This is a genomic window from Primorskyibacter sedentarius, assembly GCF_004342065.1.
GTDB classification, from domain to species: domain Bacteria; phylum Pseudomonadota; class Alphaproteobacteria; order Rhodobacterales; family Rhodobacteraceae; genus Primorskyibacter; species Primorskyibacter sedentarius.
Window position 1 is genome coordinate 555,591 of sequence record NZ_SLZU01000001.1, and the last position, 14,806, is coordinate 570,396.

General features: G+C 60.3%; 17 protein-coding genes. 9 read left to right on the forward strand and 8 right to left on the reverse strand.

Features of this window, described 5'->3' with window-relative positions:
- Positions 1-168: 168 nt before the first annotated feature.
- From EDD52_RS02570 to thyX, 3 genes are all read right to left on the reverse strand, one after another.
- Entirely contained in the window at positions 169-567 is a 399-nt protein-coding gene (locus EDD52_RS02570; protein ID WP_132241488.1) for a DUF2177 family protein, read from the reverse strand.
- Positions 568-719: 152 nt separating this feature from the next.
- On the reverse strand, positions 720-1,337 hold the full coding sequence (locus EDD52_RS02575; protein ID WP_132241490.1) for an outer membrane protein: 618 nt from the start codon (positions 1,335-1,337) through the stop codon (positions 720-722).
- Positions 1,338-1,690: 353 nt separating this feature from the next.
- Positions 1,691-2,608 carry an FAD-dependent thymidylate synthase gene (gene thyX, locus EDD52_RS02580; RefSeq protein WP_132241492.1) on the reverse strand — a complete coding sequence of 306 codons (918 nt, stop codon included), beginning with the start codon at positions 2,606-2,608 and terminating at the stop codon, positions 1,691-1,693.
- A gap of 249 nt (positions 2,609-2,857) precedes the next feature.
- Between thyX and EDD52_RS02585 the strand changes: the two genes are divergently transcribed.
- From EDD52_RS02585 to EDD52_RS02595, 3 genes are read left to right on the forward strand one after another with little or no spacing between them, the layout of a single operon-like run.
- Positions 2,858-3,286, forward strand: a complete 429-nt coding sequence (locus EDD52_RS02585; protein WP_132241494.1) for a VOC family protein — start codon at positions 2,858-2,860, stop codon at positions 3,284-3,286.
- Entirely contained in the window at positions 3,280-3,981 is a 702-nt protein-coding gene (locus tag EDD52_RS02590; protein ID WP_132241496.1) for a DUF1194 domain-containing protein, read from the forward strand. Before EDD52_RS02585 ends, EDD52_RS02590 begins: the two co-directional genes overlap by 7 nt.
- A complete protein-coding gene (locus EDD52_RS02595) occupies positions 3,978-4,703 on the forward strand; it encodes a DUF1194 domain-containing protein (protein ID WP_243651809.1) in 726 nt (241 codons plus the stop codon). Before EDD52_RS02590 ends, EDD52_RS02595 begins: the two co-directional genes overlap by 4 nt.
- 9 nt (positions 4,704-4,712) lie before the next feature.
- Here EDD52_RS02595 and EDD52_RS02600 read toward each other — a convergent pair whose 3' ends face one another.
- Positions 4,713-5,210 carry a MarR family winged helix-turn-helix transcriptional regulator gene (locus tag EDD52_RS02600; protein ID WP_132241498.1) on the reverse strand — a complete coding sequence of 166 codons (498 nt, stop codon included), beginning with the start codon at positions 5,208-5,210 and terminating at the stop codon, positions 4,713-4,715.
- Between the two features lie 153 nt (positions 5,211-5,363).
- On the opposite strand from EDD52_RS02600, the gene EDD52_RS02605 reads away from it, so the two are divergent.
- From EDD52_RS02605 to EDD52_RS02615, 3 genes are all read left to right on the forward strand, one after another.
- The gene (locus EDD52_RS02605) at positions 5,364-6,254 is read left to right on the forward strand and encodes an NAD-dependent epimerase/dehydratase family protein (protein WP_132241500.1); all 891 of its coding nucleotides are present in this window, start codon (positions 5,364-5,366) and stop codon (positions 6,252-6,254) included.
- A gap of 145 nt (positions 6,255-6,399) precedes the next feature.
- A complete protein-coding gene (gene ppk2, locus EDD52_RS02610) occupies positions 6,400-7,302 on the forward strand; it encodes a polyphosphate kinase 2 (protein ID WP_243651826.1) in 903 nt (300 codons plus the stop codon).
- A 215-nt stretch (positions 7,303-7,517) separates the two neighbouring features.
- Entirely contained in the window at positions 7,518-8,873 is a 1,356-nt protein-coding gene (locus tag EDD52_RS02615; RefSeq protein ID WP_132241504.1) for an MATE family efflux transporter, read from the forward strand.
- A 188-nt stretch (positions 8,874-9,061) separates the two neighbouring features.
- On the opposite strand, the gene EDD52_RS02620 is transcribed toward EDD52_RS02615, so the two are convergent.
- On the reverse strand, positions 9,062-10,264 hold the full coding sequence (locus EDD52_RS02620; protein ID WP_132241506.1) for a pyridoxal phosphate-dependent aminotransferase: 1,203 nt from the start codon (positions 10,262-10,264) through the stop codon (positions 9,062-9,064).
- An 84-nt stretch (positions 10,265-10,348) separates the two neighbouring features.
- Between EDD52_RS02620 and EDD52_RS02625 the strand changes: the two genes are divergently transcribed.
- The 3 genes from EDD52_RS02625 to parE all read left to right on the forward strand — a co-directional run bounded on the left by EDD52_RS02625 (position 10,349) and on the right by parE (position 13,125).
- Entirely contained in the window at positions 10,349-10,747 is a 399-nt protein-coding gene (locus EDD52_RS02625; protein ID WP_132241508.1) for a helix-turn-helix domain-containing protein, read from the forward strand.
- Positions 10,744-11,004, forward strand: coding sequence for a succinate dehydrogenase assembly factor 2 (locus EDD52_RS02630; RefSeq protein WP_132241510.1), 261 nt, complete (start codon positions 10,744-10,746; stop codon positions 11,002-11,004). Before EDD52_RS02625 ends, EDD52_RS02630 begins: the two co-directional genes overlap by 4 nt.
- 162 nt (positions 11,005-11,166) lie before the next feature.
- Positions 11,167-13,125: a DNA topoisomerase IV subunit B gene (gene parE / locus EDD52_RS02635; protein ID WP_132241512.1), complete on the forward strand. Its 1,959-nt coding sequence runs from the start codon at positions 11,167-11,169 to the stop codon at positions 13,123-13,125.
- A gap of 285 nt (positions 13,126-13,410) precedes the next feature.
- On the opposite strand, the gene EDD52_RS02640 is transcribed toward parE, so the two are convergent.
- From EDD52_RS02640 to EDD52_RS02650, 3 genes are all read right to left on the reverse strand, one after another.
- Entirely contained in the window at positions 13,411-13,608 is a 198-nt protein-coding gene (locus EDD52_RS02640) for a CsbD family protein (protein WP_132241514.1), read from the reverse strand.
- 69 nt (positions 13,609-13,677) lie between these two features.
- Positions 13,678-14,082, reverse strand: a complete 405-nt coding sequence (locus EDD52_RS02645; RefSeq protein ID WP_132241516.1) for a c-type cytochrome — start codon at positions 14,080-14,082, stop codon at positions 13,678-13,680.
- Positions 14,083-14,173: 91 nt separating this feature from the next.
- Positions 14,174-14,791 (reverse strand): LuxR C-terminal-related transcriptional regulator, encoded by a 618-nt coding sequence (locus EDD52_RS02650; RefSeq protein WP_132241518.1) that lies wholly within the window; start codon positions 14,789-14,791, stop codon positions 14,174-14,176.
- Between the last annotated feature and the right edge of the window lie 15 nt (positions 14,792-14,806).

Here is a 14,806-nt window from a genome sequence, read left to right on the forward strand (position 1 = left end):
CATGACGACAAAACGCCAGAAATCCTCTGAAGGATACCGTGCGCATCCATCCCCGGCCGCGGACGCCCCGACGTGCAAGAGTTGTGCGATTGTCCAGGACATAAGGCAATCAGCCTCCCAAAAACCGAAACTTTACAGTTCCTTACATGACATCTTGGCCGCAACTCGTCAAGAGAGAGCGCGGGTGATCAACACGCCTGCAAGCGCCGAAACGCCGGTCAGGACAGTTCCCCATGCCAGATCGGTCGCCACCATGTGCCAATGCCACCCCTTCAACGTTGCGAAATTGGTGAATTCGTAAGTGCCGTACGCCATTGCCCCCAACAGTGCCCCCGTGAAGAAGGCCTGCGGCGGGGCGTCCGCGCGCAGTGCAGGCAACGACACGAAATAGATCAGCCCGGCCACGTAAAAAAGGTAGAACCCGGCTGCGGCCCCAAGGTTGAGCGTTTCGCTCAGCGTGTTGCCGATGTGCCGCTCAAACAGGGGGCGCATCACCGTTTTCAGCATCACCGCGTCCAGCCCGAGGAAAACCACGGCGGTCGAGACGTAAAGGATGATCAGATGCATGGGCGCCCTCGTTTGTTGCGTGTCTTGGGTACGTAACCGGGGGGCGGGCGGATCAGTTTTCGACTGCGTGCAGGCAGGCACAAATGAAAAAGGGCGGCCACGACGGGCCGCCCTCTTCAACCGGGGCTCACGCTCCGGTCAAGGATATCGCTTCAGAAACGGTAGTTGACCGAGATGGTCGCTGTGGTTGCGGAGGCTTCGACGTCGTCAATCTCGAAATCGTCGAACTCATGGTAGAGAACTTCGCCACCGATGGTGACCTTCTCTGTGACGAAATGCTCGGCACCCAGACCGACGAAGTAACCGTTGGAGTCACCAAGATCGACGGTGTCTTCTTCAGTGAAGGCCTTGGCATAGCCGCCGGTCCCGTAAAGGAAGGTGCGATCAAGATCGACACCGGCGCGCAGACCGGCCCGGAAGACCTTGTCCAGCGTTGCGGCGCCATCTACGTCAATGTCGGCCTCGTCATATTGCAGGCCGCCACCGACAACGTAGTTGCCAAAGTCGTAGTCGTAATACGCGCGCAGACCGTAAAGGCCGCCGTCACCTTCGACGCCACCGGCGTTGTCAGTTTCGATATCACCGAAGCCCACTTGCGCACCGATCGACGGACCGGTCCAGTCATAGACGGGCGCAGGGGCCGTAACGACGACGGGCGCGGCAGGCTCTGCTTCGCTGAGCGTGTTGTCGAGGCTGCCGGCAAAGGCGGGGGCGGCGATTGCGGTGGTTGCGGCCAGCGCCGCGGCGAAAGACAATTTGGATGCAGACATATGTCATACTCCTCGTTCTAGTGTTTCCATCTGGGCGCCCGGTTCTGCCGAGCGTCTGAGGGATAAATAGGTAGAGGCTGCACACAGTTCCTTCACGCGGCAGTCACGAAACTGTGCCGTGTTCCGGGCGCAACAGAGGCTGATTTCAGCCTATGGTTTCCGTGGGTTACGGCAAGGTATGTCCGGCCCCGCTCAATGGCGCATCAAGCCTTACAGACAAGGCCCCGGCGCGTGGCCGGGGCGCGTAGAAAGCGTTGACAGGGCGGCGCAATAGTCCACCGGCCCTACGATGCAAGGGCCGAAACGGTGTAAATTTCTGGCGCCCCGGAACTTGAAGCGCTCTGACCCGCTTCCTAGTTTCCGTCGTTTTGCAGAACGCCCATGAACTCGCGCCATTCACCTTTGGACATGCCGGAATTTTCCTGGTTCACATCCTCGCCCTTCAGCATCCGGCGCACGCAATCCAGCGCGCTTGAGGACAGCGTGGCACCGCCCATGCGATAATCCGCAAAGGCCTTGTAGGCAAAGGGAACCCAGTCGGCGACGACGTCACAAATGGCATCCGCATAGACGCGGATTTCGTACTGCGCATGGGCATCGGCGCGCAGACGCAGGAAATGCAGCAGGTTGTGCAGGTCAACCTTCCAATACCATTGGGTATAGATATTGGCGGGCAGGTTCATGCGCGCCAATTCCCGCGCAAGGCCTTGCTGACCCTCTTGGCCGATCATCTCTTCGTAGTGATCATAGGCGCGCATGGCGTCGTCACGCAGGTAGCGCAGAACGCGGTCTGCCTCTTCATCGGTCAAGGCCTCGCCGCGCCCCTGATTGTTGACGACAGATTGCGCGGCGAGCGCTTCCGGCTCGGGAATGTAGAATTCGCGGTCCAGGATCGAATAGCGCGCAGAGTATTCGTTCACATTGGCCGTCCGGTGACGGATCCACTGCCGCGCGACGAAAACGGGCAGCTTGACGTGCAGCTTGACCTCACACATTTCGAACGGGGTCGAATGCCAGTGCCGCATCAGGTAGCGGATCAGCCCCTCGTCATTCTGCACCGATTTCGTGCCCCGGCCATAGCTGACCCGGGCCGCCTGACAGATCGCGGAATCGTCGCCCATATAGTCGATGACCCGCACGAAACCGTGGTCCAGCACAGGAATCGCCTTGTAGAGATGCTGTTCCATGCCGGGGGACGTCGCACGAAGCGTCTCGCGCGGAGAGCTGCGAAGCTCGTCGATTTCAGCCTGCTGATCGGGCGAGAGGGACATGGGCGAATCCTTTGGCATTAGATGAGTCGAGCCGAACCATATCTTGACGACGCAACGCGATAAACCACTAGATCAGGGAAACCGCACTTAACCCTGTGGACGTGGCCGAAACTGATCTGAACAACCGGTTGCCCACCACTTGAGGTCGGCCCGTTTACCCGCCGGATTTGTGCAGCCCGGACCCGGCGCTCTCGACATCTGCGAGGACAGCCCTATCGTGGCGAGCAGTCAAAACTACGGGAGAATGACATGCCCCTACGCTACCTGCACACCATGGTTCGCGTGAAGGATCTGGAGAAATCCATGGCCTTCTACGAGCTTTTGGGCCTGAAGGAAACGCGCCGGATCGACAATGACAAAGGGCGCTTCAGCCTTGTCTTCATGGCCCCTCCGGGTCAGGAGGAATGCCCGGTCGAGCTGACCTATAATTGGGATGGCGATGACGGCCTGCCATCCGACAGCCGCCATTTTGGCCATCTTGCCTACCGCGTCGACAATATTTACGAGCTTTGCCAGAAGCTTCAGGATAACGGGGTGACGATCAACCGGCCGCCCCGAGATGGCCACATGGCGTTCGTGCGCTCCCCCGATAACATTTCCATCGAGCTGCTTCAGGAAGGCGACGACCTGCCGCCGCAAGAACCCTGGGCCAGCATGGAAAACACGGGCCATTGGTAAGGGCGCTGGCGGTCCTGTTGGCGCTTTGCGCGGCTGCTGAGGCGACCGCGCAGTGCCGACTGGCGCTGGCATTGGCGCTCGACGTATCCTCTTCGGTGGACGCGGACGAGCATGACCTTCAGCGTCGCGGCATGGCGGCGGCGCTGAATGACCGCGACATTCGTGACGCAATCCTATCCGGCGCACCCGGTCATGTCGCGATTGCCGCCTATGAATGGAGCGGACGGGACAAGCAGGCGATGCTGCTTGACTGGACGGTGCTGGAATCCGAAGCGCAGATCGACCGCGCGGTAGCGGCCCTGCTACTGCCCGAACGCAGCCATGACAACTTTCCGACAGCGATGGGTTACGCGCTTGGATATGGCGCGACGCTTCTTGACCGCGGGCCGCGCTGCACCCGCAAAGTCCTTGATCTGTCTGGCGACGGGCGCAGCAATGAAGGGTTCCCGCCCGCGCTGGCCTATCGCCACTTTCCCTTTGAAAGGATAACCGTGAATGGCCTTGCCGTGCTGGAGGACGGGCCGGAACTGGCGGAGTATTTCGCACAGGAAGTGATCCGCGGGCCCCGCGCCTTTGTTGAGGTATCGCAGGGGTATGAAGGCTATCAACAGGCCATGACACGCAAGCTGTTTCGGGAAATCAATGATCTGGCCGTGGGGCAGGCCGGGCCGCCGTCAGCAGGCTCTCGGGGATGAGCGGGACCGCAACCCTGATGCGGCGGCTTATGGCTGGGGGTGCGCTGGTGGCGTCGCTCACTGCGGGCATCGCGCAGGCTGACTGCCGTCAAGCGCTGGCGCTGGGGCTGGATGTTTCGGGCTCTGTCGACAGCGCCGAATATGCGCTTCAGATGCAAGGGCTGGCAAATGCGTTGCTGCATCCGGAAGTGCAGGCGGCGTTGCTGTCGGATACCGCCTCCGTCGTTTGGCTGTCGGTCTTTGAATGGAGCGGCCCCACCAGCCAGCGTCTCACCCTGCCATGGACGCGAATCGACAGCGCCCCCGCGATTGCCAATGTTGCAACGATCCTGCGAGAGGCACCGCGCCCCTCGGGCGATCCTTCGACGGCGATCGGTTCCTCTATGCTGTACGGTGGTGCGCTTCTCGCCGAACAGGCCACCTGCCCCAAGCGCACGCTGGACCTCTCAGGTGACGGCAAGTCCAATACCGGGCCGCATCCGCGCGATATAGATGGTGCAGCACTTGCCGGTATCACCGTGAACGGGTTGGTGATTGGCCCCCCGCCCCCAAATGGTGACGCAACCGGCGCGGAACTTTCCGCCTATTTTCAGGCATATGTCCTGCGAGGCCCGGATGCATTCGTGGAAACCGCACGGGGCTTTGCCGATTTCGAAGCCACAATGGTGCGAAAGCTGAAACGGGAACTTCAAGGGCTGGTGATGTCCGCCCACCAGCCCTGAGAACCCGTATCAGTAGATGTATCGGATCTGGTCGGTCCAGTAGCGCTCCACCCGCCGGAGGGACCCGGTGATGTCGGCAAGGCCCTCATCGCTCAGCACGCCCTTTTCGATCAACCCGTCGGCATGGCGGGCAAAGAGGTCTGTCACCACGCCCCTTACATCCCGGCCTTTCTGAGTCAGGCGCACCCGCACAGAGCGTCGGTCGATCTCGCAGCGCTGATGGTGCATGTAACCCATCTCTACCAGCTTCTTGAGATTGTAGCTGACATTGGAGCCCTGGTAATAGCCGCGGGATTTCAGCTCTCCTGCGGTGACTTCGTTCTCACCGATGTTGAAGAGCAAGAGCGCCTGAACCGCGTTGATATCCAGCACGCCCACGCGTTCGAATTCGTCCTTGATGACGTCCAGCAGCAACCGGTGCAGCCTTTCGACCAAGGCCAGCGCCTCAAGATAACCCGCCATGAAGCCTTGTTCCGGGCCCTGCCCCATTGTCGAATGGATGCTCATAATTTTTACTCCGCCATACGCTTGTTGACTGGCAGACTCGGTCAAAAAACCGAAAAATTTGTTAAGCGACAAATTTGCTGCAATTTATGCGCTCAGGCTTGAAAATCGGGCAGCCTTCAAGCAGTTCTGGAGCCAGAAATCAGGGAGGCCCTTATGCGAATTCTTTTCACCGGCGGCTCCGGCAAGGCCGGGCGCCACGTGATACCCTATCTTCTGGAGCGTGGTCATCAGGTTCTGAACGCCGACCTGATCCCGCTGGATCACCCCGGGGTAGACAACCTGACGGTCGATCTGACGGACTCTGGCCAGGTGTTCAACGCAATGACATCGCTAGCAAATTTTGCAGAGCTTGAGCCCGGAACAGGGGTGCCGAAATTCGATGCGGTCGTGCATTTCGCAGCACTGGCCCGCATCCTGATCAAGCCCGACAACGAAACCTTCCGGACAAATACGCTCTCGACTTACAACGTCATCGAAGCGGCCGTGAAGCTGGGTATTCCGAAGGTTATCTTTGCCTCTTCCGAAACCACCTATGGCATCTGTTTCGCAGATGGCGAGGTGAAGCCGGATTATGTGCCCGTGGACGAAGAGCACCCCACAGTGCCGCATGACAGCTACGCGATGTCAAAGGTGTGCAACGAGGCGTGCGGGCGCTCTTTTCAGGCGCGATCCGGCATAGACATCTATGGGCTGCGAATCAACAACGTGATCGAGCCGCATGAATATGCCACGGATTTTCCTGCCTATATCGCCGATCCCGACCTGCGACGCCGCAACATCTTTGCCTATATCGATGCGCGCGATCTGGGACAGATGGTAGAGTGCTGCCTGCAGACGGATGGTCTGGGCTACGAGGTTTTCAACGTGGCGAATGACGACCTGTCGGTGGGGCTCAGCAGTGCCGAGGTGATCGACCGATACTATCAGGGCGTCCCTGTCAAAGGCGAGATGGGCAAGCACGAGACCATGTATTCAATCGCTAAGGCCAAGGAAATGCTGGGTTTCCAGCCAGAGCATAGCTGGCGTGATATCCTTGATGACTGACGCGAATAATCCCGCGCGGACTTGACAGGGGTCAAGGTGGACTGGCGGCGCATCGGGTAAACTCGCGGGCAACTGCCATAGCGAGGGATTGACCATGACCGCCAGTACACCACCACAGACAGAGAAGACCGACGCGCCGCAGGTCATGGTCCCCAACGGAGAGATTCCGCAGCAGTCAGATGCCGCGCCATCCCCCGAGGATGTCCGCAAGGCCTTTGAGAGCGGGCGCTACCCTTACCGCGACCGGCTGTCCCGCCGCATCTATGAGAAAGAAAAGGCTCAATTACAGGCCGAATTGCTCAAGGTACAGCTTTGGGCGCAGGAGGTCGGCGAGAAATTCGTGCTGCTGTTTGAAGGTCGCGATGCCGCCGGCAAGGGAGGCACCATCAAGCGCTACATGGAACATCTCAACCCGCGCTCTGCCCGCGTGGTCGCGCTGAACAAGCCCACCTGGGAGGAGAAGGGACAGTGGTATTTCCAGCGCTATATTAACGAGTTGCCCACCACGGGAGAGATGGTTTTTTACGATCGAAGCTGGTATAATCGTGCAGGTGTCGAACGGGTTATGGGGTTCTGCGAGCCGAGCGAGTATCTGGAGTTCATGCGCCAGACCCCGGAACTGGAGCGTATGCTCGTCCGGTCCGGCATCCGTCTTTACAAGTATTGGTTTTCTGTAACGCAGTCCGAGCAGCGCAAGCGGTTCACCAGTCGCGAAACTGATCCGCTGAAGCAGTGGAAGCTGTCACCGATCGACAAGGCCAGTCTGGACAAGTGGGATGATTATACCGAGGCAAAGGAGGCAATGTTTTTCTATACCGACACGGCAGACGCGCCCTGGACGATCATCAAATCGAACGACAAGAAGCGCGCGCGGCTCAATTGCATGCGGCACTTTCTGTCCTCGCTGGATTACCCCGGCAAAAACCCCGAGATCCTGCAACAACCCGATCCGCTGATCGTGGGCGGTGCCGGGCATGTCGTCCATCGCACGAACCATATCCTTGGCAAGGCGCTGCATCCCGACACCCGTCATGGGGCTGCCGGCTGAGGCAAGGACAGGCCGAAAGGTGCCCGCCACGCAAGGCGCGGCTTGAAACATCCGGAACGTAGGCGACTCCGGGGGGAGCGGACCGCCTGCCAGGGCAGACGAAACGGAAGGTGAGTGGTCCGTTTCTTCTGCCCACACAAATCCAGCAAGCCCATAGTGATGCGCGGGGTCCGTCGCGGCTTGCCCGCGTGTTGAAACCAGCCTAAACGCTCAGCATGGTTCAGGCGATGACGCTGCCCCAGCATATTCGGGCGATCCTTTTTCTAGGGCTACCATTGATCGGCGGACATCTGGCGCAATTCGCCATCGGTCTGACCGACACGCTCATGCTGGGCTGGTACAGCGTCGAGGCGCTGGCAGCCGCAACGCTTGCCAATACGTTGTTCTTCGTTCTTTTCATCATGGGGGCGGGGTTCGCCTGGGCCGTGATGCCCATGGTGGCGCAGTTCCACGCAAAGGGCGACGACGTGATGATCCGCCGTACCACGCGCATGGGCATTTGGCTCTCGCTGGGTTTCGCCGTTCTGGTCCTTCCGCTGCTTTGGTTTTCCGCTCCGCTCCTGCGCGGGCTGGGACAAAGCGACAGCCTGTCTGCCGCGGCGCAATCTTACTTGCGGATTGCCGGGATCGGCCTGATCCCGGCGCTGTCGGTCATGGCGCTGAAGAGCTATCTCGCCGCGCTGGAACATACGCGCATCGTGTTCTGGATCACCGCATTTGCCGCAATCCTCAACGCGCTGATCAACTACGCGCTGATCTTTGGCAACTGGGGCGCGCCTGAAATGGGCCTGCTGGGTGCGGCGGTCGCGTCGGCCATCACCAATGTAATCGCGCTGCTGGGGGTGATGGTCTATATCAGCCTCCGCCTGCCCGAACATGCCCTTTTCACACGGTTCTGGCGCCCGGATACAGAGGTACTGACGACGGTCTTTCGCTTGGGCTGGCCCATCAGCCTGACCAATCTGGCCGAGGTCGCGCTATTTGCCAGTTCCGCGATCATGATGGGTTGGCTGGGCGAAGTGCCTCTGGCCGCGCATGGGATCGTGCTGCAACTGGCCACGGCGGCCTTCATGGTACATCTGGGGCTTTCGAATGTCGCGACGGTGCGGGCCGGAAACGCGCTGGGACGAGAGGACATGGCACATCTGCTTCGTGGCGCTGCCGCCGTGGGCGGGTTGAGCGTGGCAATGTCGCTCGTCACCGTCTCGGTCTTTCTGTTTATGCCAGAGGTATTGGTGTCCGCCTTCATCGATCCCACAGACATGCGCTACGGCGCGATACTTGCCACAGGCGTCAGCTTGCTGGCCATGGCCGCGCTCTTCCAGCTTGTCGATGGTGCTCAGGTTGTGGCACTGGGCCTGCTGCGCGGCATACAGGACACCCAAGTCCCGATGATCATGGCAGCTGTAGCCTATTGGGTGATCGGCGTCCCGATCAGCTATCTTCTGGGGTTCACCCTTGGATTTGGCGGCCCCGGTGTCTGGCTCGGCCTCGTGCTGGGACTTGCCTGTGCGGCCTTGCTGATGGTGGTGCGCTTTGCGCTGAAAATGCGGGCCTTGCTACAGGGCTGAGTCCCCTGCCCTCGCTGCTCGGGCCTTTCCAGTAAAATCGACAGACGAGTGCCCCCTCGCCACCCCAGACGGGGCCTTCGTGCATCGTGCCGGGCCGCTCTTTAAAAGACTGGCCTATCTATACGCCGCACAGCCCGTACGGGGCCACGAACGGCCCTCAGCAAGACAGCCCGGAAGGCGCCTCTGCGTCAGGTCAGGTTCTCACAAAAGCCCCGGATGCGGTTGCAGGCTTCGGTCAGCGCCTCGTCGGAGGTGGCATAGCTGACCCGGAAATTGGGGCTCAGCCCAAAGGCCGCGCCGAACACCACCGCAACGCCGGTCTCTTCCAGCAGCGCCTTGGCAAAGGCCTCGTCCGTATCCAGAAGCGTACCCGCAGGGCTGGTCTTGCCGATGCATCCGGCAATCGACGGGTAAACATAAAAGGCACCATCCGGCGTGGCGCAGGTGATCCCCGGCGCCTCGTTCAGCATTTTCACCACCAGATCGCGGCGCCCCTGAAACAGCGTTCTGAACCCCGGCAGGAAATCCTGCGGCCCGTTCAGCGCCTCGACCGCGGCCCATTGGCTGATGCTGCTGGGATTGGTGGTCGATTGCGACTGGATCTTGCGCATCGCGGCGATCAGATGCTCTGGCCCCGCAGCATACCCGATCCGCCAACCTGTCATCGCATAAGCCTTTGACACGCCGTTACAGGTCAGCGTCCGCTCATAAAGACCGGGCTCCACCTGTGCAGGGGTGCAGAACTCGAAATCGTCGAAAACGAGGTGTTCATACATGTCATCGCTCATGACCCAGACATGCGGATGGCGCATCAGCACATCCGTCAGGGCCTTCAGCTCTGCGCGCGAATAGCCCGCCCCGGTCGGATTGGAGGGCGAGTTGAAGATCAACCACTTGGTCTTTGGTGTGATCGCCGCTTCGAGCTGTTCAGCGGTCATCTTGAAACCCGCCTCAAGCCCGCATTCCACGATCACCGGTGTCCCGCCGCCAAGCAGAACCATATCGGGATAGCTGACCCAATAGGGCGCGGGGATGATGACCTCGTCCCCCGGATTGAGCGTTGCCAGCAGCGCGTTGAAAAGGATCTGCTTGCCCCCGGTGGCGACGCTGACCTGCGATGGCGTGTAGCTCAGCCCGTTTTCGCGGGCAAACTTGGCGCAAACGGCGGCCTTCAACTCTGGCATCCCGTCAGGCGCGGTGTATTTCGTCTTGCCCGCATGGATCGCTGCAATCGCGGCCTGCTTGATATTGTCGGGCGTGTCGAAATCCGGCTCCCCGGCCCCAAGCCCGATGACATCGCGCCCCTGCGCTTTCAATTCCTGCGCCAAAGTGGTGACGGCGACCGTCGGAGACGGCTTGACGCGGGAAAGTGTCGCTGAAAGGAAGCTCATGGTCGCACCCGGTTTGAAGGCAATTCCCGGTTGTCTTAGGGTACGCCCAATGGCCGATCAAGCCCAATCCCGGAAGGATAGCCGATGACCGATTCGAACGACGCCTGGTATGGACCCGAAAGGGCAACCTTCGGTGACCGCGTGGCGGCCGCGCGCGAGGCGGCCAACATGACACAAAAGGAACTGGCCAAACGGCTGGGCGTGAAATTGTCCACGCTGGAAAGCTGGGAGGCCGACACGTCCGAACCCCGTGCCAACCGTCTTTCGATGATGGCGGGCCTGATGAACGTTTCGATCATGTGGCTGCTGAACGGCGACGGCGAAGGCGTCGAAGCGCCGGAGGACGAAGTGGAGATGCCCGAGGGGCTGAACGAAATCCTCGCCGATATTCGCGAAGCGCGGGTATCTTTCCGCAAATCGGCAGATCGGATGGCCAAGCTTGAAAAGCGCCTTCGCTTGCTGATGCAGGAAGCCGGACAATGATCGAACCGCGCGATATCCGCCTCAAACGCCTGACAATGCGATCCATGAGGCGCGGCATAAAAGAGATGGATATCCTGCTCTCGCGCTATGCCGATATACGGCTGGCAGAGATGGATGACGCAGAACTCGACCTTTACGAGGCGCTCCTGAATGAAAACGATCAGGACCTCTACCAATGGGTGTCAGGCCAGAAACCAGCACCAGATCGGTTTGCGGGCCTGATTGACGATATCGGACAAACGGCCTCTGCCGGGTGATGCCCGCCCCGGCTCCCAAGCCGGGGCCTCTTGCCCGATCTGTCGTCACGAAATCACGTTGCGACACAACATGCTGTGGTTCCCGGCACAAGAGATGCTTTTCCCTAACCGCATGCTCTGCCATACTGGACACAAGCAAAAAACAGCAAAAGAGCAGCAGCCATGGCCGAAGACCTCCTCTCGGGCGCCGCCCCAACCGATTACGACGCGTCGTCCATCGAAGTTCTCGAAGGGCTGGAGCCGGTACGCAAACGGCCAGGCATGTATATCGGCGGCACGGATGAACGCGCGCTGCATCACCTTGTCGCCGAAGTGCTGGACAACTCGATGGACGAGGCTGTCGCAGGCCATGCCAACCGGATCGAGGTGGAACTGCACGAGGATTACGCCATCACCATCCGCGACAACGGTCGCGGCATCCCCATCGACCCGCACCCCAAATTCCCGGACAAATCCGCGCTGGAAGTGATCCTCTGCACGCTGCATGCAGGCGGCAAGTTTTCGGGCAAGGCCTACGAAACGTCAGGCGGTTTGCATGGCGTGGGGGCCTCGGTTGTCAATGCACTGTCGGATTCGATGGTCGTTCAGGTCGCCCGCAACAAGGAGCTCTACGAGCAGCGCTTTTCGCGCGGCATTCCGCAGGGGCCCGTGGAAAAGGTGGGCGCCGCCCCCAACCGCCGGGGCACGACGGTCACCTTTCATGCGGACGAGCAGATCTTTGGCCATCACCGGTTCAAACCTGCGCGGCTGTTCAAATCCATCCGGTCCAAGGCCTATCTGTTCTCGGGTGTCGAAATCCGCTGGAAATCCGCGATCGACGATGGCGAGACGCCGACAGAGGCCACGTTCCACTTTCCAGGCGGGCTGTCGGACTACCTGACAGAGACACTGGGCAGCGCCACCGCCTATGCCGACCGCCCCTTTGCGGGGCTGGTCGATTTCAAGGAAAAATTCAACACGCCGGGCAAGGTCGAATGGGCGATCAACTGGACGCCCGCCCGCGACGGGTTCATCCAGTCCTATTGTAACACCGTGCCCACCCCCGAAGGCGGCACACATGAGGCCGGGTTCTGGGCCGCGATCCTCAAGGGCATCCGGGCCTACGGCGAGCTTGTGAACAACAAGAAAGCCGCGCAGATCACCCGCGACGACCTGACGACGGGCGGCTGCGCGCTGGTCAGCTGTTTCATCCGAGAGCCGGAATTCGTGGGCCAGACCAAGGACCGCCTCGCCACGACAGAGGCGCAACGGCTGGTAGAAAACTCTGTCCGCGACCATTTCGACAACTGGCTGGCGGCAGATACGAAATCCGCAGGCGCCATTCTGGATTTCCTTGTGTTGCGCGCCGAAGAACGGCTGCGCCGCAAGCAGGAAAAGGAAACACAGCGCAAGACGGCCACGAAAAAGCTGCGCCTGCCGGGCAAGCTTGTGGATTGCTCGGCCACCAATCGCGCCGGTACGGAACTCTTCATCGTCGAGGGCGACAGCGCCGGGGGCTCAGCCAAGATGGCGCGCGACCGGAAGACTCAAGCCCTGCTGCCGCTGCGGGGCAAGATCCTGAACGTTCTGGGTGCGGCCTCCTCCAAGCTCGGCTCGAATGCCGAGATCAACGATCTTACGCAGGCGCTTGGCGTGGGGCTTGGCACCCGTTTCAACGTCGATGACCTGCGCTATGACAAGATCATCATCATGACCGACGCGGATGTCGACGGTGCGCATATTGCTTCTTTGCTGATGACCTTTTTCTTCACCCAGATGCGGCCGATGATCGACACCGGGCACCTCTACCTTGCCTGCCCCCCGCTCTACCGGCTGACGCAGGGCGCAAAGCGCGTCTACTGTCTGGACGAGCGCGAGCGCGACGTCTGGATGGAAAAGGGATTGGGCGGCAAAGGAAAAATCGACGTCAGCCGCTTCAAGGGTCTGGGAGAGATGGACGCCAAGGACCTGAAAGACACCACGATGAACCCTGAGACGCGCAAGCTGATCCGCGTCACCATCGACGAGGATGAACCCGGCGAAACCGGCGATCTGGTAGAGCGTCTGATGGGCAAAAAACCCGAAATGCGCTACCAATATATCCAGGAGAACGCGCGCTTTGTGGAAGAGCTGGATGTTTAATAAAGTCCGCCCCGACGAACCTTTGGTACTTGTATCTGGCAGGTTTGCCCAGTTCGCCTTTGTAAACGCAGACATTAAACAATTTCGCGCTTAAAGCAGAGCTGGACGCCTTTACTCAAGCGGTGACGCTCTGGATCTAAAGGTTTTTGCAGCACAATTTAGCAGATAGCGCGAACCTTCAGTATCGGAAAATAAACTAGATACGGGTTATAAAGCCGAGCAGATGCACTGAACGAAGTTGGGCGGGCTCGCGACCCGCCCAAATATTCCGTTACGTTGGATGACTCACATTCGCGATTGCCATTCGTCGATTTCGCGCTCGGCTTCTTCTTTGGTTTTGCCGTAGCGTTCCTGGATAAGACCCGCGAGTTGCTCGCGGTTGCCGCGGGCTTCGGCCAATTCGTCGTCAGTCAGCTTGCCCCATTGTTCGCGGGCGCTGCCTTTGAATTGTTCCCATTTGCCTTCGATTTGATCCCAGTTCATGTCGTCGTCTCCTATGCCTGTTGCATTCACACAGACAACACGCGGGAGGGTCGACTTGTTCCGCCCGTTTTACCCTTCGTCGGCGGATTGCAGCTCTTGCAGATAGGCGATCAGGTCGGCCACGGGCTTGGAGGTCATGAGCGGCTGGCCGCTCCCGGTGCCAATCGCGACATCGCGGCCCCCTTCGAAATACGGGCCATAAACCGGCATTGGCGAGCCATGCGCCACCAGAGGGTCGCGCCCGTCGATGCGTTTCGCCACGCGTTCGAAAGGAAATTCCCCGCCGTTGCCCTTCGAAAGCGCTGTCAGGTCGCTCGGCTTGATGGTCAGAACCCCGGCCATCGGGCCGTTGCCATCGGCATCAAGCCCGTGGCAGGTCGCGCAATGTTGGTGGTAATGAGCCGCACCTGACTCAGCCTCCTGCGCAGCAATCGGGCTGGCGGCGAGACACACAAGAATGATCAAGGATTTCATGGAGCACCTCCTACCGCCCCAGCCTAGCGCGGCCTGCCCTGCCCCGCATTGACACGCATCAAACGCAGCAAGTCAGGCGCCGCGCCCAAGGTCAGACAGAGATCAGCCCGTCACGCACGGCGCGGATCAGGAGTTGGGCGACAGAATGCACCTTCAGTTTCCGCATCAGCGAGGCGCGGTGGCTTTCGACCGTCTTGGGACTGATCGACAGCGCGTCGGCAATCCCGCTATTGGTCAGCCCCCGCGCGATGAGTTGGAGCACTTCCAGCTCGCGCTCTGACAGGGCGTTTGACGCGTCCTCATCATCCAGGCGCTGCTGTATCTCGGGCGCGATCACCGTCTCCCCGGCTGCGATCTGTTTGATGCCCTCGCAGATCTCGTTCGGATCGGCGGATTTGACGAACATCCCGCGCACGCCCAACGCCTGCAACTGGTGCAACACGCCGGGCGTGGGGCTTCCCGTCACGATGACGCAGCAGGTCTCTGGCGACCAGCGACTGAGTTCGACGACCACCTCCAGCCCGTTCGCCCCCGGCATGGCGATGTCGAGCACGGCAATATCAGGGCGATGGGCCCGGGCCTGGGCAATCGCCTCGATCCCCGTATGAGCAACAGCCACCACTTCGAACCCGTCGATCTGTGACAGAGCGCGTTGCATACCGTCCAGCGTAAAGGCATGATCGTCAGCGACCAGAAGGGTGACTGGCATATGTCGTGGCCTTTC

Bases quoted from the DNA above. Each gene is read 5' to 3' on its own strand.
- EDD52_RS02630 (WP_132241510.1), top strand. From the start codon at position 10,744: ATGATCGAACCGCGCGATATCCGCCTCAAACGCCTGACAATGCGATCC.
- EDD52_RS02620 (WP_132241506.1), bottom strand. From the start codon at position 10,264: ATGAGCTTCCTTTCAGCGACACTTTCCCGCGTCAAGCCGTCTCCGACG.
- EDD52_RS02605 (WP_132241500.1), top strand. From the start codon at position 5,364: ATGCGAATTCTTTTCACCGGCGGCTCCGGCAAGGCCGGGCGCCACGTG.
- EDD52_RS02645 (WP_132241516.1), bottom strand. From the start codon at position 14,082: ATGAAATCCTTGATCATTCTTGTGTGTCTCGCCGCCAGCCCGATTGCT.
- EDD52_RS02650 (WP_132241518.1), bottom strand. From the start codon at position 14,791: ATGCCAGTCACCCTTCTGGTCGCTGACGATCATGCCTTTACGCTGGAC.
- EDD52_RS02595 (WP_243651809.1), top strand. From the start codon at position 3,978: ATGAGCGGGACCGCAACCCTGATGCGGCGGCTTATGGCTGGGGGTGCG.
- EDD52_RS02575 (WP_132241490.1), bottom strand. From the start codon at position 1,337: ATGTCTGCATCCAAATTGTCTTTCGCCGCGGCGCTGGCCGCAACCACC.
- ppk2 (WP_243651826.1), top strand. From the start codon at position 6,400: ATGGTCCCCAACGGAGAGATTCCGCAGCAGTCAGATGCCGCGCCATCC.
- thyX (WP_132241492.1), bottom strand. From the start codon at position 2,608: ATGTCCCTCTCGCCCGATCAGCAGGCTGAAATCGACGAGCTTCGCAGC.
- EDD52_RS02640 (WP_132241514.1), bottom strand. From the start codon at position 13,608: ATGAACTGGGATCAAATCGAAGGCAAATGGGAACAATTCAAAGGCAGC.
- parE (WP_132241512.1), top strand. From the start codon at position 11,167: ATGGCCGAAGACCTCCTCTCGGGCGCCGCCCCAACCGATTACGACGCG.
- EDD52_RS02570 (WP_132241488.1), bottom strand. From the start codon at position 567: ATGCATCTGATCATCCTTTACGTCTCGACCGCCGTGGTTTTCCTCGGG.
- EDD52_RS02615 (WP_132241504.1), top strand. From the start codon at position 7,518: ATGGTTCAGGCGATGACGCTGCCCCAGCATATTCGGGCGATCCTTTTT.
- EDD52_RS02600 (WP_132241498.1), bottom strand. From the start codon at position 5,210: ATGAGCATCCATTCGACAATGGGGCAGGGCCCGGAACAAGGCTTCATG.
- EDD52_RS02585 (WP_132241494.1), top strand. From the start codon at position 2,858: ATGCCCCTACGCTACCTGCACACCATGGTTCGCGTGAAGGATCTGGAG.
- EDD52_RS02625 (WP_132241508.1), top strand. From the start codon at position 10,349: ATGACCGATTCGAACGACGCCTGGTATGGACCCGAAAGGGCAACCTTC.